We start from the raw sequence: 21,788 nt of genomic DNA on the forward strand, positions 1-21,788 counted from the left end.
GGATAACCTTTCCATCTGGCATGAAAAAGAGCATAATAACAGTATTTTTGACGGAAATATGAGTCGTATGAAACATACAGTGGAGCATCTTTTAAAACACTCTTTGACTGCATTACAACAATCAGGTGCAATTCCCTCTGATCTTGATATTGAGATCAAAGTGGATAATGCAAAAGACCCTGTTCATGGTGATTATGCCAGTAATCTGGCATTAATCCTGGCAAAGCCATGTCGTCAGGCACCCAGGAAAATAGCAGAGCTTTTAGTACAGTCTATGCCTGAGGATCCTTCTGTAGAAAAAATTGAAATTGCTGGCGCCGGTTTTATAAATTTTTTTATGCGCAGCAGTGCCCGATCTATGATTGTCGGTGAAATACTGAAGCTTGGTAAGGAGTTTGGACGCAGTAATTTAGGTAAAAATCAAAAAGTTTTGATTGAGTTTGTATCTGCCAACCCAACAGGACCCTTGCATGTAGGTCATGGACGAGGAGCGGCATTTGGCGCTACTCTCGGGAATGTACTAAGTGCTGCCGGTTATGATGTAACTTTAGAATATTATGTCAATGATGCCGGGCGGCAAATGAATATATTGGCGGCCAGTGTCTGGTTGCGCTATCTGGAATTATCTGGTGAGCCAGTCGTATTTCCTGCAAATGCTTATAAAGGTGAATATGTTTATGAGATAGCAAAAACAGTACACACAGAGCACAGCACCATTTATGTGCGTCCCTGGCAAGATGTTATCGCCGATCTGCCTGCTGATGAACCTCAGGGTGGGGATAAAGAACTGTTTATTGATGCTGTTATTGAGCGCGCACAAACATTATTAGGAACAACGGGTTTTGCATTGTTTCACTCCTACGCCTTGAATACTGTCCTGGATGATATCAAGGATGATTTATCGGGATTTGGCGTTGAATATAAAAGTTGGTTCTCAGAGCAATCTTTATTTGAAGACGGCTCAATTGAAAAAGGAATTCAGGCGCTGAAAGATGGCGGGCACACCTTTGAAAAAGAAGGGGCGCTTTGGTTTAAAGCCACAGATTTTGGTGATGAAAAGGATAGAGTGCTTGTTCGTGCCAATGGACAAACCACTTATTTTGCTTCTGACGTCGCCTACCACTGGAATAAATACGACCGAGGTTATGATCGTGTGATTGATATTTTTGGTGCTGATCATCACGGTTATATAACCCGAATCCGATCTGCGGTTAAAGCTTTGGGTCATGATGAGAGTGCATTAACGGTACTGTTAGTGCAATTTGCCATATTGTATCGAAGTGGCGATAGAGTGCAGATGTCTACTCGTAGCGGATCTTTTGTCACTTTAAGAGAACTGCGGGATGAAGTCGGTAATGATGCGGCTCGCTTTTTCTATGTAGCACGTAAACCAGAACAGCACATGGATTTTGATTTGGATTTAGCAAAATCTGAGTCAACAGACAATCCGGTTTATTACATTCAATACGCTCATGCACGAATTTGCAGCGTACTGAAACAATTAAACGAACGGGGGATGAACTGGGATCGATCTTTGGGGCTGGAGCACATCAACCTGTTAGATAAGTCTCATGAAACTGCTTTAATTACCTTGGTATGCCGATATCCTGAGATTATTGAAACATCTGCGGCAACATGTGAACCTCATCAACTGGCATACTATCTCAGAGAGCTGGCTAACGGATTGCACAGTTACTATAACGCAGTTCAGCTTTTATGCGAGGATGAGCAATTACGTTGCGCGCGTCTTTGTTTACTTGAAGCTGTGCGTCAGGTTTTAAATAATGGCCTGGATTTATTGGGCGTTTCGGCTCCAGAGAGTATGTAATGGCAAGAGATTATGGAACCAAGCGCTCCACTCATCATAGAAGAAGCGCTCCTCATCAATTATTGGTAATTGCAGTTACTTTCCTGTTGGGCTATCTGACTGCTACCTTTTGGGATCCACAAACGATAAGCACCTGGATGAACACTCAGGTGCTTGCTAATCATGAGAAACCCCAGGTAGCCGCTAAATCTGAACCCCAGCGAGCACAGGTACCGCCAAAACCCAAATTTGAGTTTTATACTTTATTGGCTAATGAAAAAGGTGCATCCCAGCCTGCAGCCTCTAATTCAAATGCGGCTCGTCCGACGACTGCAACCGTCACATCAACTCCAGCCAAGCCAACCCCTGTCTCTAATGGGACTGCAGCGATAACAGCAGCCGCTAATACTTCAGTAAAACCCAAAACACCAGGAACCGCTCAAACTGCTTCAGTAAAAGTTGCTGATGGAAAGCCATTAACAGCTGCTCAAAGTGGAAAGGGGGCTTTTTTAGTTCAAGTGGCGGCATTTAAAGCCAGGCAAGATGCTGAACATTTGAAGGGTTTGCTCATTCTCAAGGGGTTCGATGTTCGCGTTGTACCTGTAACCAATGCTCAGGGAAATTGGTTCCGCGTAGTAGTTGGTCCTTATGCAAATCGGGTTTTAGCACAAAAGGCGCAAATTACTTTAGCCAAAAATGAACGACTTCGTGGAATGGTTACACCCGCTGGTGGATAGACTTTATCTATTCACCGTCACCTGGATATTGCCCGCATTTTTTATAGCATGTGGTTTACTCACTGATATTGTTATTTCTCTCAGTTTAAATTCTTTTTTAATTAATTCAGATACTTTATTGGCTACAGTTTCAATGAGTTGAAATGAATTGGATTCAACGAATTGAGTGACTAATTGGCATAGAGCATCATAATCCAGAGTATCCTCCAGATTGTCTTTACAGCCAGTAAAGTCGGATGGGATGGTGATGTCGATGAGTAATTGTTGCTTAATCCGTTGTTCCCAAGCATGCACACCAATCTGGGTAGCCACGTTTAGGGCTGATATTTTTAAGTAATCCATCTGCTTGTCCAAGGATAATAAACAATAAACTGAATTTGATTTTACACCAGCGCCATGAATGTATTCAAGAACAGATACCACTGCATTGAACGCTCTATCGTGTTACCATAAGGTTAATTTTATAACGTAATTGAGAATTCATGATGTACGATATCAACCAATCTCTGTTTCTTCGAGCTTTAAGGCGTCAACCAGTTGAACGGACTCCGGTATGGATAATGCGTCAGGCTGGACGATATTTGCCTGAATACAGAAAAACAAGAGAACAGGCAGGTGATTTTTTAAGTTTGTGCAAAAATCCGGAGCTGGCTTGTGAGGTTACCCTGCAACCTTTGCGTCGATTTCCTTTGGATGCTGCCATACTGTTTTCTGATATATTGACTATACCTGATGCAATGGGTTTGGGGTTGTATTTTGCAGAGGGTGAAGGGCCGTGTTTTACTCATCCTGTTCGAGATCCAGAGTCAATTGAATCTTTGGTCGTTCCGGATATGGCTGAATCATTAGGTTATGTAATGGATGCTGCGCGTTTGATTCGTCGCGAAATGCCTGAGAATCTGCCTTTAATTGGTTTTTCTGGCAGTCCATGGACTTTGGCCTGTTATATGGTTGAAGGTGGCAGTAGCAGAGATTTTAAACGCATTCTCAAACTGGTCTATACTGAAGATAGAGCCGCTCATATCTTATTGAATAAATTGGCTAACTCGGTGAGTCAATATTTAATTGAGCAAATAAAGGCAGGGGTAAATGCCGTGATGATTTTCGATACCTGGGGTGGGATTTTAACCCCGAAAAATTATCAGGATTTTTCTTTGCATTATATGCGGCAGATTGTCCATGAGGTTAAAGCTTATAGTCCGGAAATACCCATTATTCTCTTTACCAAAGGTGGCGGACAATGGCTGGAACTGATGGCCGATACAGGTTGTGATGCGCTTGGGATTGATTGGACTTGCGATTTGAAATTAGCACGTCAACGAGTAGGCGAGAAAGTAGCGTTACAAGGGAATCTGGATCCAACTGTTTTGTTAAGCACGGACCAGTGTATTCGCAAACAAGTGGGAAATGTACTGGAATCTTTTGGGCATGGAGCCGGACATGTGTTTAACCTTGGGCATGGTATTACACCCGATGTGCGTCCAGAGCAACTTGCTGTGATGATTGAATCCGTACATGATCTGAGCCCGCAATATCACTCGAGGTAATTATGATTATTGAAAGTCAATTCAAACCTGCGTGGTGGCTTTCAAATGCTCATGCTCAAACTATTTATGCTTCCTTGAGACATCCTTTGCCAGCACCAGTGGATAAAGTGGAAAAACTTGATTTACCTGATGGTGATTTTTTGAATTTGGCCTGGAGTACGGCCAATCTGCCGGATAGTTCTCCCTTGATTGTCATTTTGCATGGATTGGGTGGGTGTGTGAATTCCAGTTATGTTGCTCGATTTATGAATGCTTTTAATCAGCAGGGCTGGCGTGCAGTATTAATGCATTTTCGTGGTGCAGGTCAAGAAATCAATAGATTGCCGCGAGCGTACCATTCTGGTGATACTGGCGATTTGGATTTTTTGATGAACACGTTAACCACTCGAGAACCGAATACAAAAAAAGCAGCTGTAGGCGTGTCTTTGGGGGGAAATGTGTTACTTAAATGGCTGGGCGAGCAACGAGTTCAATCGAAAATTGAAACAGCGGTTGCGGTATCCGTTCCCTTTCAATTGAATAAAGTCGCCGATAAAATGAATACCGGATTTTCTCGTGTGTACCAAACACATCTACTCAATCAGTTTAAATCCGTTTTTGCACGCAAAGTAAATTATTTAAAAAATCCCCCTGAAGTTTTGAAAAGGGCTGCGGATTGTACTTGCTTCTGGACTTTTGATGATAAAGTCACCGCGCCGTTATATGGATTTAATAATGCCCATGCTTATTATCGGGAATCAAGCTCCAGACAGTATTTACGTTATATTGATATCCCGACACTTGTGATACACGCAGAGGATGATCCTTTTATGACAACTGATGTGCTCCCTGCAGAGCATGAATTATCCGAATCCATTACTCTAGAGGTTAGTAAAAAAGGGGGGCACGTAGGCTTTATTGCCGGAAATAAAATATGGGAGCCAGTATATTGGCTGGATCAACGTATTCCAGAGTATATTGCCCAACACTTCAATACCTAGAGCTCAGTAATTGTTTTCGAACAGACTACAGGCTTTGAGAAATAACCCCCCAACCTGCAATCTGATACTGGATTACTCTTACGCGTTTCTAAATTGCCTGCTTAATTGAATGGCCATCTCTATCGATTGCTCGTAATTTAATCTGGGATCAACCAGGCTATGGTACGCTTTTTTAAGATCATCAGCTGCTAAACCTCGAGCGCCTCCAATACATTCCGTTACATTGTCTCCAGTCAGTTCAAAGTGGACTCCGCCCAGATAACTTCCCATGGAATTGTGGATTTCCAACGCTTGTTCCAATTCTGAAAGTATGTTGTCAAAATGGCGCGTCTTAGTGCCGTCTGCAGTAGTTTCTGTATTACCATGCATGGGATCACAAGACCATGTAACAGGTATTTGAGTTTTTTGTACTGCTTCAATAAGTGGAGGTAATAATCGGTCGATATGTTTGGCTCCCAAGCGCGTAAAGATCAGAACTCGGCCTTCTTCACGATGAGGATTGGCTATTTGAAGCACTTCAGCCAGCCATTCTGCGGTTGCTCCTGGGCCTACCTTAATACCAATTGGATTTTCAACGCCACGCAAAAATTCGAGATGCGCGCTATCAACCTGGGCTGTTCTCATGCCAATCCAGGGGAGATGCGTTGACAGATTGTACCAGCGGCCATCTTTTAACTGACGTGTTAAAGCCTGCTCATAATGTAAATGCAAGGCTTCATGAGAGGTATAGAAATCTACTTTGCTCAAATTACTGGAACGGATTCCATCAATTGATTTTAAAAAATCCAAAGCATCGGCGATTGAGTCGACAATGTGCTGGTATTCATCTTTTTGTGTTGAGTGTTCAACAAATCCCAAATCCCAACGGTCAGGATGATGCAGATCAGCAAAACCTCCATCGAGCAAGGCACGAATGAAGTTGAGGGTCATGGCGGAACAACTGTAGGCCTGCAACAATAATTTGGAGTTCGGCTCCCTGGCTGATTGGCTAAATTCAGGGGAGTTGACTATATCCCCTCTATAGCTGGGCAAGGTAATGCCATCAATGGTTTCAAAGTCAGAAGAACGGGGTTTTGCATATTGGCCAGCAATTCGTCCAACTCGAATGATAGGCTTACGTAAGCCGTACAATAAAATCAAACTCATCTGCAAAATGATTTTCAATTTATTACTAATGACTTCAGAGCGGCAATCATTAAAGGATTCAGCACAGTCACCGCCCTGAAGTATAAATGCTTCTCCTCGTCCGGCTCGTGCTATTTCACTTTTTAAGTTCTTGACTTCACCACTGGTTACGAGTGGAGGTAATACACTTAACTGTTCAACTACTTTATTTAATAATTCCTGATCTACGTAAGTTGCCGCTTGCAAATACGAATACCGTTGCCAGGACACTGGCGACCATTCTTGCATAATACACTCATCTGTTTTTTTTGATACCTAAGTATGGAATAAATGAACATTTACTGCAAGTAAGGAAAAAATCTGGTCTATATTTAATTCTTGAACAAGGACTTGAAAAACAAATGAATCGCCCCCATGTGTAACGGTCAGGTTTGTCAGGAGCATATTGATGAGTAAACATGATAAAAAAGATTGGAATAAATTTAAGGAAGAACACACGAACCATGACGAGGATTTCGCTGAAGAAATTCCTGAGGAAGAGGTTCATTCTGAGCCAGCGCTTAGTCATCCAAGTTATTTAGCATTAGAGGAGCAATTGACTCTGGCGGAGCAAAAAGCTCATGAAAACTGGGAAAAATCGGTACGTGCACTCGCCGAGTTGGATAATGTGCGTCGACGTATGGAGCGCGAGGTAGCAAACGCACACAAATACGGTATGGAAAAATTGATTTCCGCTTTGTTGCCTGTTGTGGACAGTCTTGAGCAGGCATTGCAGCTTGCTGATAAAAATACAGATGCTGCCATGCATGAAGGACTGGAATTAACCATGAAGCTCTTTACTGATGTATTACAAAAATTTGATACAACCCCAATCGATCCTATGGGTGAAGCTTTTGATCCTCAAAAACATGAAGCAATGTCCATTCAGGATGTTCCTGGAACTCCTCCGAATTCAGTTATCGCTGTGGTTCAGAAGGGGTATCTGTTGAACGAACGAGTAATTCGACCTGCTCGCGTTATTGTATCCAAAAAATTATCTGCTGAATGAGGCAATGAATCGTGATGATTTTTGCTGTAAAAAAACAGATTTTTTATAAAAAAGCTTGAAATTGGCGTGTTACGCCCCATATGACAATTATCGCATTAGAAACTACTTATTTGGAGCAAGAAAGAATGGCTAAAATTATAGGAATAGACTTGGGTACCACCAACTCTTGTGTTGCTGTAATGGAAGGTGACAAACCCAAAGTTATTGAAAACAGTGAAGGTCATCGAACCACACCCTCTATTGTTGCGTTCACCGATGACAATGAAGTATTGGTTGGTCAGTCTGCAAAACGCCAATCAGTAACCAACCCGGAAAAAACCTTATTTGCGATTAAGCGTTTGATTGGTCGTAAATTTGATGATGCCGTTGTTCAAAAAGACATTAAAATGGTTCCCTATAAAATTGTTAAAGCAGACAATGGGGATGCCTGGGTTCGTGTAAAAGATCAAGATAAGGCTCCACCACAAATCTCTGCTGAAGTATTACGTAAAATGAAAAAAACAGCCGAAGATTATCTGGGTGAAGAAGTTAAAGAAGCAGTAATCACCGTACCTGCTTATTTCAACGACTCTCAAAGACAGGCTACCAAAGATGCTGGTCGTATTGCTGGTCTTGAAGTAAAACGTATCATTAACGAACCAACTGCCGCAGCTCTTGCCTACGGTATGGATAAAAAACGTGGTGATTCCATTATTGCGGTATATGACCTTGGTGGTGGTACTTTTGATATTTCTATTATTGAAATTGCAGAAGTAGACGGCGAACATCAATTTGAAGTATTGGCTACGAATGGTGATACCTTCCTGGGTGGTGAAGATTTTGACCTGGCTTTGATTGATTACCTGGCAGCAGAATTCAAAAAGGATTCAGGTATTGATTTACACAACGATCCTTTAGCATTACAACGTCTGAAAGAAGCAGCAGAAAAGGCTAAAATTGAACTGTCATCTGCTCAACAAACTGACGTTAATTTGCCATATATTACTGCTGATGCATCTGGACCAAAACATTTAAACATCAAACTGACTCGTGCTAAACTCGAATCATTAGTTGAAAAACTGGTTGAGAGAACCGTAGCTCCCTGCAAAACAGCATTGAAGGATGCGGGTCTTACTGTGTCACAAATTAATGAAGTGATTCTGGTTGGCGGTCAAACCCGTATGCCTTTGGTTCAAAAGACTGTTGAAGAGTTTTTTGGCAAAGAACCAAGAAGAGACGTGAATCCTGATGAAGCAGTAGCAGTTGGTGCTGCAATCCAGGCGGCAGTATTGTCTGGTGAAGTGAAAGATATTTTATTACTCGACGTAACACCTCTGTCTTTAGGTATTGAAACAATGGGCGGTATTATGACCAAGCTTATTGATAAAAATACTACTATCCCGACTAAAGCCAATCAGGTCTTTTCAACTGCCGATGATAACCAGACTGCAGTGACTGTTCATGTGCTTCAGGGTGAGAGAGAGCAAGCGTCAGCAAATAAATCTCTTGGCCGTTTTGATTTGGGTGATATTCCTCCTGCACCACGAGGTGTTCCGCAAATTGAAGTGACTTTTGATATCGATGCCAACGGTATCCTGAATGTATCTGCCAAGGATAAAGCTACTGGAAAAGCGCAGTCTATTGTTATTAAAGCGTCCAGTGGTTTGAGTGATGAAGAAGTTGAGGCAATGGTAAAAGACGCACAATCTCATGCTGAAGAAGATAAGAAATTTAAAGAAATGGCAGAGCTTCGTAATCAGGCAGACACCATGATTCACAGTTGTGAAAAATCCATGAAGGATTTAGGTGCTGAATTGGCTGAAGATGAGAAAAAAGGAATTGAAACCGCAATTTCTGAATTAAAAGAAGCCATTCAGGGAGCCGATAAAGCTCATATCGAAGAGAAACTGAAGGTGTTGACTGAAGCTTCTGGTAAAATGGCAGAGCGTGTTTATGCTAAAAAATCAACAGAAGGTCAGGCTTCATCTGCAGACGCAACACAACATCAGGAATCTTCAAAACCTGCTGATGAAGGGGTTGTGGATGCTGAGTTTGAAGAAGTTAAAGACGATAAGCAATAAAATTGCTTCTGTATTATTGATTCGATTCTAGTCAATAATTAATTGGGTCGGGGCGATTTTATCGTCCCGTTTGTTTTTGACCGCTACTGGTAGTTAACCTTTTGAACAGCGTACTGGTAACGGTCATTGATTTATAAAAAATGTGAGCAGTTATGGAACAGCGGGATTATTATGAACTCTTAGAAGTTAGTCGAGGTGCTAGTGATGCGGAAATTAAAAAAGCCTATCGCAAACTGGCGATGAAGTATCACCCTGATCGTAATCCCGATGATGCCTCTGCAGAAGAAAAATTTAAAGAAATTCAAAAAGCGTATGCTATTCTCTCCGATCCTCAAAAACGAGCTGCTTATGATCAGTTTGGACACGCTGGTGTTGATGCATCCGCTGGCGGTCATGGTGGTTTCGGTGGATTTGGCGGCTTCGGTGATGTATTTGAGGATATATTTGAAAACATATTTTCGGGAGGACGGGGTCAAGGCCGTCAATCACGAGGACAAAGAGGTTCCGATCTGCAATTCAACGTGCAACTGACACTTGAAGAAGCGGCAACAGGCAAAGAAGTGGAAATTACTGTTCCACGTCATGGCTCCTGTACGGTCTGCTCCGGGTCTGGAGCCAAAAAAGGCACCAGTCCGAAAACATGCGAAACATGTAATGGAATAGGTCAGGTCAGAATTCAGCAAGGATTTTTCTCCATTCAACAAACCTGCCCGAGTTGCCATGGTGAAGGGAAAACCATTTCAGATCCCTGCACCAATTGCCACGGCCAGGGGCGAATCCGTGAGAGCAAGAAATTAACAGTCAAGATTCCTGCTGGTGTTGATAATGGCGATCGCGTTCGGTTAAGTGGCGAAGGCGAGGCAGGGATACATGGTGGAGGTCCTGGAGATCTGTATGTCCAAATAAACGTTAAAAACCATTCGATATTTGAACGCCATGAAAATGATTTGCATTGCGAGGTACCCATTAGTTTTGTTACTGCTGCACTAGGCGGCTCAATAGAAGTACCTACTCTTGAAGGCCGAGTCACTTTGAAAATTCCAGAGGAAACACAAACTGGCAAAGTATTTCGCTTAAGAGGGAAGGGAATGAAGTCCGTTCGTGGTCATGGACAAGGTGATTTGCTGTGTAAAGTAGTTGTGGAAACTCCAGTTAATTTATCGCGAGAACAAAAGGAATTACTGACCCAACTTCAAGAGTCTTTGGAAAGTGCCAAATCGAATCATTCTCCGCGATCCAGCTCCTGGTTTGCCGGTGTGAAAAAATTTTTTGAAGACATGAAATTTTGAAATAACTAAGTTACAATTGCTGAATTTGTCAAAATGTGCATGGAATGCACTGCATAATTTGTCCTATATGAAGCAATGAGTGACTTATATTGAACATAAAAGAGCATATACATGATTAATAAACCAGCAATTCTAGTGTTAGCTGATGGCACAATGTACGAAGGGGTATCAGCAGGCGCTGATGGTGATTGTGTTGGAGAGTTGGTTTTTAATACCTCAATGACGGGCTACCAGGAAATGCTAACCGATCCCTCTTACGCCAGACAAATTATTACTTTAACTGCGGCACATGTTGGTAACACTGGATGTAATGACGAGGATCTGGAGTCGAATAAAATCTGGGCTGCTGGTTTGGTGATGCGAGACTGTGCCATTTTACACAGTAACTATCGGGCTCAGCAATCACTTCCTGACTGGCTTAAGAAGCACGGAATAGTGGCTATTTCTGGTATTGATACTCGTGATTTAACTATAAGATTACGTGAACATGGTGCGATTGGCTCATGCATCACAACAGAAGTGAATGATCCAGAAAAGGCTCTTGCCAAGGCCAAAGCCTTTTCAGGACTGGAAGGAATGGATCTAGCTCTGGAAGTTTCAAGACAAACCATTGAGCGATGGCATGAAGGCCTGGGCCATTGGGGATCTGGATCCCAACCCAATCACTTTCATGTAGTGGCTTATGATTTTGGTGTAAAAAATAATATCCTGCGCATATTACATGATAAGGGATGTCATTTAACGGTAGTTCCAGCTAAAACTACTGCAGCAGAAGTGTTGGCAATGAATCCAGACGGTATCTTTCTGTCTAATGGACCTGGTGATCCAGAGGCTTGCGATTATGCGATCAAAGCAACTCGAGAAATTTTAGAGAGTTCAATTCCTGTTTTTGGAATTTGTCTGGGATTCCAGATATTGGCTCTTGCTTGTGGTGGAACAACTCAAAAAATGAAATTTGGCCATCATGGGGCAAATCACCCGGTCGTTGCAACTCAAGGTGATAGAAAAGTGTACATTACCAGCCAGAATCATGGATTTGCCGTGGATGAAGAAAGTCTTCCTGACTGTTTGGAAGTAACCTACCGCTCATTATTTGATAATACCTTGCAGGGCATCAAACATAAAAGTAAACCCGCTTTTGGGTTTCAGGGGCATCCAGAAGCAAGTCCAGGACCACATGATATCGAAATACTGTTCGATGATTTTATCCAATTAATGAAAGAAAATCAGGCTAACCGCTAGACTTGTCTGAATACTGTAAATGAACGTTATAATGTAGAGGATTTTCAATGAGTGAATGTTATGTTTTTACCTCCGAATCTGTATCCGAAGGGCATCCGGATAAAATAGCCGATCAAATTTCAGATGCTATTTTAGATGCTATTTTAAAGCAGGATCCTGCAGCACGAGTTGCCTGTGAAGTTTTTGTAAAAACAGGAATGGTTTTAGTCGGGGGTGAAATAACAACCAAAGCTTGGGTTGATGTTGATGAAATTACCCGTAATGTAATAAAAGAAATCGGCTATAACAGTTCACAAATGGGATTTGATTGGGAGTCGTGTGCGGTACTTTCAGCAATTGGTAAACAATCACCTGATATTGCTCAGGGCGTTGATAATAAAACAACCCAAATTATGGGAGCAGGGGATCAGGGGCTCATGTTTGGCTATGCCAGTCGTGAAACCGACGTGTACATGCCTGCACCTATAGCCTATGCACACCGATTAATGGAAAAGCAGGCCAGTTTGCGTAAATCCGGCAAACTACCCTGGTTAAGGCCTGATGCCAAGAGTCAGTTGACTTTAAAATATGAAAATGGAGTTCCTGTAGAAGTCGATACTGTAGTGCTCTCTACCCAGCATGCCCCAGAGATCAGCCACAGCGAATTAACAGAAGCTGTTCGTGAAGAAATAATTAAAACGGTTATTCCTGCTGAATGGTTATCCAGTAAAACACGTTATTTTATTAATCCAACTGGACGATTTGTTATAGGCGGCCCTCTGGGCGACTGTGGTTTAACTGGTCGAAAAATTATTGTAGATACTTATGGTGGTATGGCCAGACATGGTGGTGGATGTTTTTCTGGTAAGGATCCATCAAAAGTAGACCGATCCGCGGCCTATGCAGCGCGCCATGTTGCTAAAAATATTGTTGCGGCAGGATTAGCAGATAAATGTGAAATTCAGGTTTCTTATGCTATCGGAATTGCTGAACCTACATCAATTTCCGTTGAGACTTTTGGAACCGGTCGTTTAAAAAATAGCGAAATCATTGATTTGATTCATACTCATTTTAATTTAACTCCCCAGGGCATTATTGATCACCACGATTTACTTCGCCCGATATATCAAAAAACAGCTACTTATGGCCATTATGGAAGAGAACAATTTCCATGGGAACGTTTGGATAAAGTGGATGAGCTGAAGAAAGCATTATAATTAAGGAAAATCATATGAACTCAGTAACGGATGCAGCAGTAAAAGTAACTAAAACCCAGGATTTTAAAGTAGCGGACATGTCTCTTGCTGCATGGGGGCGAAAGGAAATAGCGATAGCAGAGACTGAAATGCCAGGTTTAATGGCGTTGCGACATGAGTTTGGTCCATCTCGTCCTTTAAAAGGAGCTCGAATCGCTGGTTGTTTGCATATGACCATCCAAACCGCTGTACTTATAGAAACACTTATTGCTTTAGGGGCTGAGGTTCGTTGGTCTTCTTGTAATATTTTTTCAACTCAGGATCATGCGGCATCAGCTATTGCTGATGCCGGTATTCCCGTTTTTGCCTGGAAAGGGGAAACCGAGGAAGAATACTGGTGGTGTGTAGAACAAACACTTACTGGTCCTAATGGATGGACTCCCAATTTATTATTGGATGATGGTGGGGATTTGACTCAGATTATTCATCAAAAATACCCTCATCTTTTAGCTGGGCTAAAGGGAGTTTCAGAGGAAACCACTACCGGGGTTGCCAGACTGTATGAAATGGCACGACATGGCCATTTAAAGATCCCGGCAATTAATGTGAATGATGCGGTTACCAAATCCAAATTTGATAATCTTTATGGTTGTCGGGAGTCGTTATTGGATGGCTTAAAACGAGCTACTGATGTGATGATTGCTGGTAAAGTGGCATTGATTCTGGGTTATGGTGATGTGGGCAAAGGATGTGCGCAGGCTTTGCGGGGTCAAGGAGCTTCTGTTCTTATTGCAGAAATCGATCCTATTTGTGCCTTGCAGGCAGCGATGGAAGGTTATCGGGTCGTAACTCTTGATGATGTCGCAGAACAAGTCGATATTTTGGTTACTGCAACAGGTAACTATCACGTAGTAACTCATGATCACATGAGACGCATGAGGAATCAGGCTATATTGTGTAATATTGGCCATTTTGATTCTGAAATCGACATTCACAGCCTGAAACAATATCAATGGGAAAACATTAAACCTCAAGTGGATCATGTTATATTCCCTGATGGCAAAAGGCTTATTATTTTAGCTGAAGGTCGTCTGGTTAATTTAGGTTGTGCAACAGGGCACCCCAGTTTTGTAATGTCAGCATCTTTTACAAATCAGGTTTTGGCTCAAATTGAATTATTTATCAACTCCACTCAATACCAAAATCAGGTGTATGTACTTCCCAAATTATTAGATGAAAAGGTCGCTCGCTTGCACTTGGGACGAATTGGCGCCAAATTAACAGAATTAACGGCTGAACAAGCGCAGTACATAGGGGTTAACAAAAATGGCCCTTATAAACCGGAACAATATCGGTATTAAGAATAGCAGGGTCTGTTGTCAGCTCCTTCGAGCCTTGTTTTATGCCCGAGAATTCCTCATTTATTAAAAAGGCACATTCTGCATTGTGACCTATAGATATCGGTGGGGATAGATGAGTTCGCGGGCATTACATGTTTTTTTGTTGGATGCAGAAGCATTATTAAATCAACTTTAAAATGAGGCACCCCTTTGTGGAACGGGTTATTGCTGCTAATTATCTTGTCAGTTTAGAAAAATGCCTTGAGCAATTTGGGGTCTTTCAATTTTTATCCCAAATTGGCATCGATCCCGTCAGAGTTCATGATCCATCCCTATATTTATCTATGGCTGAATTTAAACGGGTAATCGAAGCGGCTTATAAGCTCAGCAATTGTCCTCATTTGGGTTTGGCCTTTGGCCAAAGCTTATCCATAGTAAATCATGGCTTTCTTGGATATGCTGCTATGAGCAGTCCAACATTAGAAACAGCGATTCAGACCATGCTCAGTTATCTTAATACTCGAACCAGTCTGTTAAGCCTTGAATTGCACCAGGAAGCTCATCTAAAAAGTGCGTACATACAAATTATTTCTTTAACAGAAGATCCCTTAATCTCTCGTTTTATGACGGAATTGGTATTGATTCACTTCATCAACATGAGAGCTTTTTTGATTAACAGTTCTGTACCTTGTCCTAGAATCGACGTTGATTACGCTAAACCCGAATATGCTGAGTATTATGAACAGATATTTCAAATCCGGGTGGTCTTTGCTGCTCCATGCAGCCGAGTGTGGCTTGAAGCAGGGGAGTTAAATGCTCCAATTCATTTTGCTGATGATGTAAGTTATCAGTTAGCCAAAAATCAATTACAGGAAATTGCAAAAAACTTGAGTTCAAACGAGGATTTAATTAGTAAAATAAAAGCAGTTATACTGCACAGTAATTTAAATCATCTCAGTATGGATGAAATTGCCAGTACATTATGCATGACCTCACGTACATTAAGACGTCATTTACAAAAATTAGAGGTAACTTATCAAGAACTATTAGATGAGGTTCGGGAGCAAAAGGCTAAAACTTTTTTACTAAATAACGGTATTTCGATAACGGAAGTAAGCTTTTTGTTAGGATTTAATGATACCTCCAGTTTTACAAAAGCATTTAAACGATGGACAGGATTAACTCCCTCTGAATATAAAGATCAACAGGGAATCAGCTGAACAGGGCTGGTGTTACCAATCAATTTGTAACTACTCACGTCATCCCGAACGCCGTGCATTAGTGTCCAGGGATATTCATCTTCTTGCGATTAAATCCCCTCTCCACCTTCCAATCAGCCCTAAGTATTTCTTGATGAAATGCAAAATCTTTAATTCCCAATGTTATCGAAATCTCGCTAAATGTCCTTCTCCCTCAGGGAGAAGGTGCCGACGGCGGATGAGGGGATCACACATCATTCATTAAATAATTATAGATAACATCCATTACTAAATTAAATTGTTGCTGTACTTCATTATTCCAAAGCCTTAAAATTTCACAGCCTGAATTATTAAGATAGTTAGTCTTTCTATTATCGTATTCATTTTGCCAGCACTCATTCTGCTGACCACCACCTATCCCAATAATTAATTTTTTTTCGATACAAACGAAATCTATAATATAGGTACCAATAGTGCATTGTCTTCTGAATTTAAATCCTTGAAATCGTTGCGATCCAGGTGAGTTCCATCTCTTAATTTCCATGCAGGTGCTGTTTTTGCGTAGGCTTTTTGCATTATCAATTAATCCCATGCATTTAATTCTTTTTGGGTTGGACTAAGTATTTTAATAGATAATTTTAATCGTTTTAAGATCCCCTCATCCGCCGTTGGCACCTTCTCCCTGAGGGAGAAGGACATTTTTGCGAGATTTCGATAACATTGGGAATTATCAATTTAGCATTTCGTCAAGAAAAACTTAAGGCTAATTGGAAGCTCTCCCCCACGCTACGCGCGGTAGATAGGGGATTTGATCGAAAGAAGATCAATTTCCCTGGATACTAAAGCATTGCGATCGGGATGATATGGATAGTTACATCAATTTTTAAATTCAGTTTTTTAGAGCATAAGAATGAATTGCCAAATCAGGCAGATCACAACAGCCAGTAGCTCTCTCATTTTATTCGGGTTAGGTTATCCTTGGTTATTGAGAAGTTAATTCTGATCCTTGTGTTGCAATTTGTTCTCCTGCATACTGAGTCCTGCTGTTATTTTTTAGATTTTGATAAGGAGTATCACACATGGGTTTAAAATCAAGCATTCTGGGATTGAGTCTTTTATCCGTTGCGCATGGTATTACAGCTGCCCCTGCCAATGACACTGTACGAGTGATTATTAAATACAAACAACAACCTGCTGCATTGTCTTCCTTGAAATCACAAGTATTTAAGTCACTCCAGTTGCCAGTTAAAGAAATGAAGCCAATGGCCAATGGAGCGTATTCACTCATATTGGATGCCTCGAATGTACCTTCTATTAAAGATCATGATGGAGACAATACAGATCTGGTTTTGGAGAAACTACGCAAGAACCCTAATGTATTGTATGCAGTTAAAGATCGAATTGGATATTTTAAACCCGTCCCCGATCCTGTGGTCAGTTCGGAATTAAGCCAACTATTATCCCATGAAAGCCAGTGGGATGAGTTTCAGCGTCCTGCAGGAATCATGCTGGAATCAAAAGCGGGATTAAGAGATGGTGCGTGGGCATATACTACAGGTAATGGGAAAAAGCCTGTAGTGGTAGCTGTATTGGATACCGGAATTGCATTGAACGACAGTCTGGTGAATAACCTGGTCAAAGACACTGAAGGGAATGTCTGGGGCTGGAACTTCGCAGGTAACAATAATGATTTAAGTGATGAAACCAAGTCGTACCACGGAACTCACGTTTCCGGAACAATCGCTGGATATGGTCAGGTCATGACTGGAGTTGGCGAGGATCTAAAGATTCTGACCGTCAAAATTCCTGCTGCATCCGGAATGTTTTATGAAAGTGCTGTGGTGAATGGAATTTATTGGGCTGTCGGAGGCGAAGTACCCGGAGTTCCAACGAATATGCATCCAGCGAAAGTTTTGAATATGAGTTTTGGGGTAGATGAAAAACCGGGTAAAGAAATTGATTATTGTGATGAAGCACTCCAGGAAGCAGTCTTTTTTGCCCGAAAAAAAGGAGCAGTGCTTGTAGCCGCTGCCGGGAATGATAATCTATGGGAGCATTTTAATGCCCCGGGTGTCTGTAATGGAACTATAAAGGTTGCTTCTACTGGCCCTGAAGGTTTGCGTTCCTACTTTTCTAATTACGGTCCCAGTGTAACTTTGGCAGCTCCTGGTGGTGATAAACGTTATGGTACCGCTGGCGGTATTTTATCAACGGTAAATCCCGGTGGAGGATATAATTCGTCTGGCTTTGATTTTTATCAAGGAACGAGTATGGCATCTCCGCATGTTGCTGGTGTGGCGGGATTGGTTTACGCAGTCAGTGAAAAAACATTGAAAGCAGAGCAGGTGGAGCAAATTTTATACATTACCACTCATGATTTCGGCAAAAGTAATGACGCAAATAAATCCTGTGTTGGCAAAAAACCCTGCGGTCATGGAATCCTGGACGCAGAAAATGCAGTAAAAACAGCTTTAACAGGGTATGATATTTTATTTTCTGCACCATCAGTGCCTGAATTATCCGTTTCAGCCTGTGGTACTCATTCATTAAAGCCAGAACAGTCTACCGTCAATGTGAATGGAGTTGTCTGGAATCTCAATAAATCAGCTTGTGAACCTGAAACACAGTATCAAAAGCCTCATGTTGCGCTTGGCAAGGATGGACGAATCTATGCTGAGTATGGCGCTGTGCGTTATATGCTGGATCAGTCTTCTTATAAAGAATGTCATGTCATAGGCTTTGATGGGGTTGGATGCTTTAAGTAGGAGTTACAGGATTTGTTGTAACTAATAAACAGGCGGTTATCTTGAACGTAGTGATAGGCTGAACGCGGCTGAAGAATCAGCATCGTGCCAGCTCGAGGAGATTGTTCGCTACGTTCAGGATGACGCACTTTAGATGAGCGTGAAAAAACGCCATCCCAAGTGAAACAAGTGAACTCTTGAATGTGGTTGTATAATAAATATTACCCTATTTTGAGGAGATCGCCCACTCGGGGAAATTTGACGTGGTTTCAGTTTGTATGTTTATTTTAACCAGTTATTCAGGATATCAATGATTTTTTGTGCTTGATCTGCACTGGAAATATTAAATTTAGATTTTTGCCAATATTGATTATTTCGTTTTTGGTAACGACGAATGGAAAACTTTACCGGACCATAATCATTTTTTGCATTATCCCATTCCTGATACTTGAACATGATTGTGGTCCAAGCACCTTTTGATAATATTTGTTTGTCCAACTCTTTTGTTGTTTCGGTACCATTTTCAGAATAGGCTATGGTGATATCATCTACAGTTTCAGTCATCTGGATTGTTTCCTTAATTAATTGTTGATGGATTGTAGTTTGCCATCTACAAAAGTCAAGGATACTGAAGGTTGATATTGTCCGGGCTGGTAAATCCATATTTGAGGTTTGGTGGCGGTTGGCACAGGCATATTAACATAAGTGTTGTTGATGACATCCGGGCTGCCACATGCACCATAGACCTTATTGACAGGATCATTCATCTGTATGCTGGTGCCGCTACAAAGGCTGGTTGCATTACTGTTACCGCCATTAATCTTGATTCCCTTTACTTGATTATTAACTACATCGATTTCCATTTGAGCACCGCCACTTCCTGTTTGAACATTCCAAACACCATAAAAGGCAGTACTTGTACCTTGATTGTTATAGATGAGTTGCTGTACCGGTATTTTTTGGGTGAGCGGTTGATCCGAGTCTTGTTTACTTATCGGTTGCCCGCAGGCTGCTATAACCTCATTAGTACTCATACCCAGATTAATGTAGGCATGGTTTTGAGGACAATAGTATGATTGAGCAGCCAAGAGATTTAATGGCAGCATCAACAATGTGGCACTGGCACAATATATAAAGTTCATATGTTCAATCCGGCTATCCTTTCAAAAATAAGTATAGTTCATTTAGCCAATTATTCCTCAATTATATTAACCGCCAAGGTAAGGATGCACTGATAAATAAAGTAATTACTTTTAAAATGATCATAATTATAAAAGGCGAAAAATCAAAGCCTGATATATCCGGAACTATTTTTCTTCCCAGAATTAATAATGGTTCTGTTAATAAGCGTAGAAAATCAGCAACAGGATGCTGCCAGCCTGGTTTTACATAACTCATAATCACTCGGATAAGTATCGCATAAAAAAGTAAATCACAGGGTTGGATGATTAAATCTGCAGCGATGTAGAGAAGCAGATATCCAATAGGGATGAGTGTGTGGAAAGCAAGCAGGCTCAGGATGGTTATTTTTAGAAATTCAACAATGATTAGAATAACAAAAGCCATCCAGTCGTATTTTTGCCCTGGCTGGTATGTTAATTTAAAAAGGGTTTGTATTGGCCTGATCACGGGATCAGTAACGGATAAGACTACTTGACTTAATGGGCTTAGCGCGCTGACTTTAAAGTAGCGAAGAGCGATACGTAACCATAAAGTCAAGATGACCAAGCCAAAAAATAAAGATGTTAAAAAAATTCCTACAGCAGTAAATCCAGACATTTTTTCCCCTATTGATGCTACTGACCTAAGTTACAGATTGGGTAATTCACGGTGAATTACCAAGGTTTTCATTTTATATTTCAAGAGCCTCTGGAATGGTAAGGTCTCTTTACACCCCTCCCAATTCATGTGCACGTTGTTTTGCAGCGCTCATTGCCTTAAAAACCAGGGTATGTAATTGCTCCTGCAGTATGTTTACAGCAGCTGCTGTTGTTCCTCCCGGTGATGTTACCTTTGTTCTTAACTGGGATAAACTTAAATCGCTATTATGAGCTAAATTAACCGCGCCCGTAAATGTTTGCAGGGCAAATGTTTTGGCACTTTGCGGATCCAATCCCAGGTTTACAGCTGCATCTATCATTGCTTCCATAAAGAGGAACACATATGCAGGGCCACTTCCGGACAAAGCCGTGTAGGTATCCATTTCATCTTCGTTGATCGCCCAGGTGGTTAGGCCAATTTTAGAAAAAATCAGCTCTGCCCATTGTTTCTGTTCATTTGTAGTTGCTTCATTAGCGATCATTGGCGTTGCCGCAAGGCCAATTGAAGCTGGGGTATTGGGCATGGTACGTATTAAAGCCTGGCTACTCGCACAGTATTGAGCAAACCAGGAAAGGCTTAATCCAGCTGCTACAGAAATCAAAAGGCAATTTTGCGGTATATGAGGAGTAATTTCTTTAAGAACGGTGCTCATTTGTGTGGGTTTGACAGCCAAAATGATAACGTCTGCATTTTTTACCACTTCTTTATTATCATGGTAGGTCTTAATACCTTCTTGGTTCTTTCCTGTAGTTAATGAAGGGGATGCAGCGGATAATGACCATGACTCCTGTTGACTTAAACCTCGGGCAATAGCTTTTGCCATATTGCCGAATCCGATAAAACTGATCTTCATGCTGATGCTCCTCGTCGTTCACCAAAAATTGCTCTGCCAATACGAACTATGGTTGCTCCTGCCTTGATAGCCGGAACCAAATCATCGCTCATTCCCATGGATAGTGTATCCATTTTTAGATCGAACTCTTTGTTTATGGACTGCATCAGTAGATTTAGTTCACGAAACAGCTGGTATTGTTCCTGAGGATTCCTTATGGGAGGTGGAATGGTCATTAAACCTCTCAGGTTTAGATGAGGTAATTGACTTACAGCAAAAGCCAGATCTGGGGCTTCTTCACGAGTTACTCCTGACTTGGTTTGTTCCCCCGCCAGATTAATTTGCAGACATACTTTTAGCTGTGGTTGTTCTGGGGGTCTGAACTCATTGAGCAGTTTGGCTACTTTAATGCGATCGACACTGTGAACCCAATCAAATAATGACGCAATGCCTTTGGTTTTATTACTTTGAATAGGACCAATGAAATGCCAACAGATGGGCAGTTGTTTTAATTGGGTTATTTTTGCTTCAGCCTCCTGAAAATAATTTTCACCAAAATCCTTGACTCCATTGTTAAACGCTTCCCTTATTGACTCGATACCCTGTTGTTTGCTGACTGCCAGTAACGATACAGAACCTGGAGTTCTGTTTTCAGAAATTTCAGTTTGGCAGATCTCTTTATTAATTGCTTTAATACGTTCACTCAGATTCATAGTGTCATCACAACGAGTATAAAAGTGTAACCATATCAAAAGAGCAGGTACTCCTACAATGTTTGCCGTGTAACCATTACTGAGCTAATCTACTAATTAAGAGTCGATTGATTGATTAGGGATAATTGA

20 protein-coding genes are annotated in these 21,788 nt (G+C 41.4%); 12 read left to right on the plus strand and 8 right to left on the minus strand.

Going from position 1 to position 21,788, the window contains the following annotated elements; genetic code table 11:
• The first annotated feature begins 67 nt into the window (after positions 1-67).
• Entirely contained in the window at positions 68-1,828 is a 1,761-nt protein-coding gene (gene argS, locus G543_RS0115135) for an arginine--tRNA ligase (RefSeq protein ID WP_028385267.1), read from the plus strand.
• Positions 1,828-2,544, plus strand: coding sequence for an SPOR domain-containing protein (locus tag G543_RS0115140; RefSeq protein WP_028385268.1), 717 nt, complete (start codon positions 1,828-1,830; stop codon positions 2,542-2,544). The genes argS and G543_RS0115140 overlap by 1 nt, the downstream gene beginning before the upstream one ends.
• 3 nt (positions 2,545-2,547) lie before the next feature.
• Here the strand turns inward: G543_RS0115140 and folB are convergent, their stop codons facing one another.
• Positions 2,548-2,886 (minus strand): dihydroneopterin aldolase, encoded by a 339-nt coding sequence (gene folB, locus G543_RS0115145; protein WP_028385269.1) that lies wholly within the window; start codon positions 2,884-2,886, stop codon positions 2,548-2,550.
• Between the two features lie 143 nt (positions 2,887-3,029).
• Between folB and hemE the strand changes: the two genes are divergently transcribed.
• The gene (hemE, locus tag G543_RS0115150) at positions 3,030-4,091 is read left to right on the plus strand and encodes a uroporphyrinogen decarboxylase (protein WP_028385270.1); all 1,062 of its coding nucleotides are present in this window, start codon (positions 3,030-3,032) and stop codon (positions 4,089-4,091) included.
• A gap of 2 nt (positions 4,092-4,093) precedes the next feature.
• Positions 4,094-5,071: a hydrolase gene (locus G543_RS0115155; protein WP_028385271.1), complete on the plus strand. Its 978-nt coding sequence runs from the start codon at positions 4,094-4,096 to the stop codon at positions 5,069-5,071.
• A gap of 78 nt (positions 5,072-5,149) precedes the next feature.
• Here the strand turns inward: G543_RS0115155 and G543_RS0115160 are convergent, their stop codons facing one another.
• Complete coding sequence (locus tag G543_RS0115160; RefSeq protein ID WP_028385272.1) at positions 5,150-6,484, minus strand: 3-deoxy-7-phosphoheptulonate synthase class II; 1,335 nt, start codon at positions 6,482-6,484, stop codon at positions 5,150-5,152.
• Between the two features lie 160 nt (positions 6,485-6,644).
• On the opposite strand from G543_RS0115160, the gene grpE reads away from it, so the two are divergent.
• The 7 genes from grpE (at position 6,645) to G543_RS0115195 (ending at position 15,570) form a co-directional block, all read left to right on the plus strand.
• On the plus strand, positions 6,645-7,244 hold the full coding sequence (grpE, locus tag G543_RS0115165) for a nucleotide exchange factor GrpE (RefSeq protein WP_028385273.1): 600 nt from the start codon (positions 6,645-6,647) through the stop codon (positions 7,242-7,244).
• Positions 7,245-7,369: 125 nt separating this feature from the next.
• Positions 7,370-9,304, plus strand: a complete 1,935-nt coding sequence (gene dnaK, locus G543_RS0115170; RefSeq protein ID WP_028385274.1) for a molecular chaperone DnaK — start codon at positions 7,370-7,372, stop codon at positions 9,302-9,304.
• Between the two features lie 152 nt (positions 9,305-9,456).
• On the plus strand, positions 9,457-10,593 hold the full coding sequence (gene dnaJ, locus G543_RS0115175) for a molecular chaperone DnaJ (protein ID WP_028385275.1): 1,137 nt from the start codon (positions 9,457-9,459) through the stop codon (positions 10,591-10,593).
• Between the two features lie 111 nt (positions 10,594-10,704).
• The gene (carA, locus tag G543_RS0115180) at positions 10,705-11,835 is read left to right on the plus strand and encodes a glutamine-hydrolyzing carbamoyl-phosphate synthase small subunit (RefSeq protein ID WP_028385276.1); all 1,131 of its coding nucleotides are present in this window, start codon (positions 10,705-10,707) and stop codon (positions 11,833-11,835) included.
• A gap of 47 nt (positions 11,836-11,882) precedes the next feature.
• Entirely contained in the window at positions 11,883-13,031 is a 1,149-nt protein-coding gene (metK, locus tag G543_RS0115185; protein WP_028385277.1) for a methionine adenosyltransferase, read from the plus strand.
• 14 nt (positions 13,032-13,045) lie between these two features.
• Positions 13,046-14,371 carry an adenosylhomocysteinase gene (gene ahcY / locus G543_RS0115190; RefSeq protein WP_028385278.1) on the plus strand — a complete coding sequence of 442 codons (1,326 nt, stop codon included), beginning with the start codon at positions 13,046-13,048 and terminating at the stop codon, positions 14,369-14,371.
• Positions 14,372-14,562: 191 nt separating this feature from the next.
• On the plus strand, positions 14,563-15,570 hold the full coding sequence (locus tag G543_RS0115195; protein ID WP_028385279.1) for an AraC family transcriptional regulator: 1,008 nt from the start codon (positions 14,563-14,565) through the stop codon (positions 15,568-15,570).
• Between the two features lie 226 nt (positions 15,571-15,796).
• Here the strand turns inward: G543_RS0115195 and G543_RS0115200 are convergent, their stop codons facing one another.
• Positions 15,797-16,141: an endonuclease domain-containing protein gene (locus G543_RS0115200; protein ID WP_035922531.1), complete on the minus strand. Its 345-nt coding sequence runs from the start codon at positions 16,139-16,141 to the stop codon at positions 15,797-15,799.
• A 487-nt stretch (positions 16,142-16,628) separates the two neighbouring features.
• Here G543_RS0115200 and G543_RS0115210 point away from each other — a divergent pair, with 487 nt between their 5' ends.
• Positions 16,629-18,314 carry a S8 family serine peptidase gene (locus G543_RS0115210; RefSeq protein ID WP_028385281.1) on the plus strand — a complete coding sequence of 562 codons (1,686 nt, stop codon included), beginning with the start codon at positions 16,629-16,631 and terminating at the stop codon, positions 18,312-18,314.
• 261 nt (positions 18,315-18,575) lie between these two features.
• Here G543_RS0115210 and G543_RS0115215 read toward each other — a convergent pair whose 3' ends face one another.
• The 5 genes from G543_RS0115215 to G543_RS0115235 form a co-directional block, all read right to left on the minus strand.
• A complete protein-coding gene (locus G543_RS0115215; protein ID WP_028385282.1) occupies positions 18,576-18,857 on the minus strand; it encodes a hypothetical protein in 282 nt (93 codons plus the stop codon).
• Positions 18,858-18,874: 17 nt separating this feature from the next.
• Positions 18,875-19,435 (minus strand): DUF2845 domain-containing protein, encoded by a 561-nt coding sequence (locus tag G543_RS0115220; RefSeq protein WP_028385283.1) that lies wholly within the window; start codon positions 19,433-19,435, stop codon positions 18,875-18,877.
• Between the two features lie 61 nt (positions 19,436-19,496).
• The gene (locus G543_RS0115225; protein WP_028385284.1) at positions 19,497-20,072 is read right to left on the minus strand and encodes a YggT family protein; all 576 of its coding nucleotides are present in this window, start codon (positions 20,070-20,072) and stop codon (positions 19,497-19,499) included.
• Positions 20,073-20,181: 109 nt separating this feature from the next.
• Positions 20,182-20,967, minus strand: coding sequence for a pyrroline-5-carboxylate reductase (proC, locus tag G543_RS0115230; protein WP_028385285.1), 786 nt, complete (start codon positions 20,965-20,967; stop codon positions 20,182-20,184).
• On the minus strand, positions 20,964-21,659 hold the full coding sequence (locus G543_RS0115235; RefSeq protein ID WP_028385286.1) for a YggS family pyridoxal phosphate-dependent enzyme: 696 nt from the start codon (positions 21,657-21,659) through the stop codon (positions 20,964-20,966). Before G543_RS0115235 ends, proC begins: the two co-directional genes overlap by 4 nt.
• Positions 21,660-21,788 lie beyond the last annotated feature (129 nt).

This window comes from Legionella moravica DSM 19234, assembly GCF_000423305.1.
GTDB lineage: Bacteria > Pseudomonadota > Gammaproteobacteria > Legionellales > Legionellaceae > Legionella > Legionella moravica.

What these genes read in the sequence shown, in the direction of transcription:
- G543_RS0115200 (WP_035922531.1), bottom strand. Translation starts at nt 16,141, where the DNA reads ATGGGATTAATTGATAATGCAAAAAGCCTACGCAAAAACAGCACCTGC.
- metK (WP_028385277.1), top strand. Translation starts at nt 11,883, where the DNA reads ATGAGTGAATGTTATGTTTTTACCTCCGAATCTGTATCCGAAGGGCAT.
- carA (WP_028385276.1), top strand. Translation starts at nt 10,705, where the DNA reads ATGATTAATAAACCAGCAATTCTAGTGTTAGCTGATGGCACAATGTAC.
- dnaK (WP_028385274.1), top strand. Translation starts at nt 7,370, where the DNA reads ATGGCTAAAATTATAGGAATAGACTTGGGTACCACCAACTCTTGTGTT.
- hemE (WP_028385270.1), top strand. Translation starts at nt 3,030, where the DNA reads ATGTACGATATCAACCAATCTCTGTTTCTTCGAGCTTTAAGGCGTCAA.
- dnaJ (WP_028385275.1), top strand. Translation starts at nt 9,457, where the DNA reads ATGGAACAGCGGGATTATTATGAACTCTTAGAAGTTAGTCGAGGTGCT.
- G543_RS0115220 (WP_028385283.1), bottom strand. Translation starts at nt 19,435, where the DNA reads ATGAACTTTATATATTGTGCCAGTGCCACATTGTTGATGCTGCCATTA.
- G543_RS0115210 (WP_028385281.1), top strand. Translation starts at nt 16,629, where the DNA reads ATGGGTTTAAAATCAAGCATTCTGGGATTGAGTCTTTTATCCGTTGCG.
- proC (WP_028385285.1), bottom strand. Translation starts at nt 20,967, where the DNA reads ATGAAGATCAGTTTTATCGGATTCGGCAATATGGCAAAAGCTATTGCC.
- argS (WP_028385267.1), top strand. Translation starts at nt 68, where the DNA reads ATGAAACATACAGTGGAGCATCTTTTAAAACACTCTTTGACTGCATTA.
- grpE (WP_028385273.1), top strand. Translation starts at nt 6,645, where the DNA reads ATGAGTAAACATGATAAAAAAGATTGGAATAAATTTAAGGAAGAACAC.
- G543_RS0115225 (WP_028385284.1), bottom strand. Translation starts at nt 20,072, where the DNA reads ATGTCTGGATTTACTGCTGTAGGAATTTTTTTAACATCTTTATTTTTT.
- G543_RS0115155 (WP_028385271.1), top strand. Translation starts at nt 4,094, where the DNA reads ATGATTATTGAAAGTCAATTCAAACCTGCGTGGTGGCTTTCAAATGCT.
- ahcY (WP_028385278.1), top strand. Translation starts at nt 13,046, where the DNA reads ATGAACTCAGTAACGGATGCAGCAGTAAAAGTAACTAAAACCCAGGAT.
- G543_RS0115215 (WP_028385282.1), bottom strand. Translation starts at nt 18,857, where the DNA reads ATGACTGAAACTGTAGATGATATCACCATAGCCTATTCTGAAAATGGT.
- G543_RS0115160 (WP_028385272.1), bottom strand. Translation starts at nt 6,484, where the DNA reads ATGCAAGAATGGTCGCCAGTGTCCTGGCAACGGTATTCGTATTTGCAA.
- G543_RS0115140 (WP_028385268.1), top strand. Translation starts at nt 1,828, where the DNA reads ATGGCAAGAGATTATGGAACCAAGCGCTCCACTCATCATAGAAGAAGC.
- G543_RS0115235 (WP_028385286.1), bottom strand. Translation starts at nt 21,659, where the DNA reads ATGAATCTGAGTGAACGTATTAAAGCAATTAATAAAGAGATCTGCCAA.
- folB (WP_028385269.1), bottom strand. Translation starts at nt 2,886, where the DNA reads ATGGATTACTTAAAAATATCAGCCCTAAACGTGGCTACCCAGATTGGT.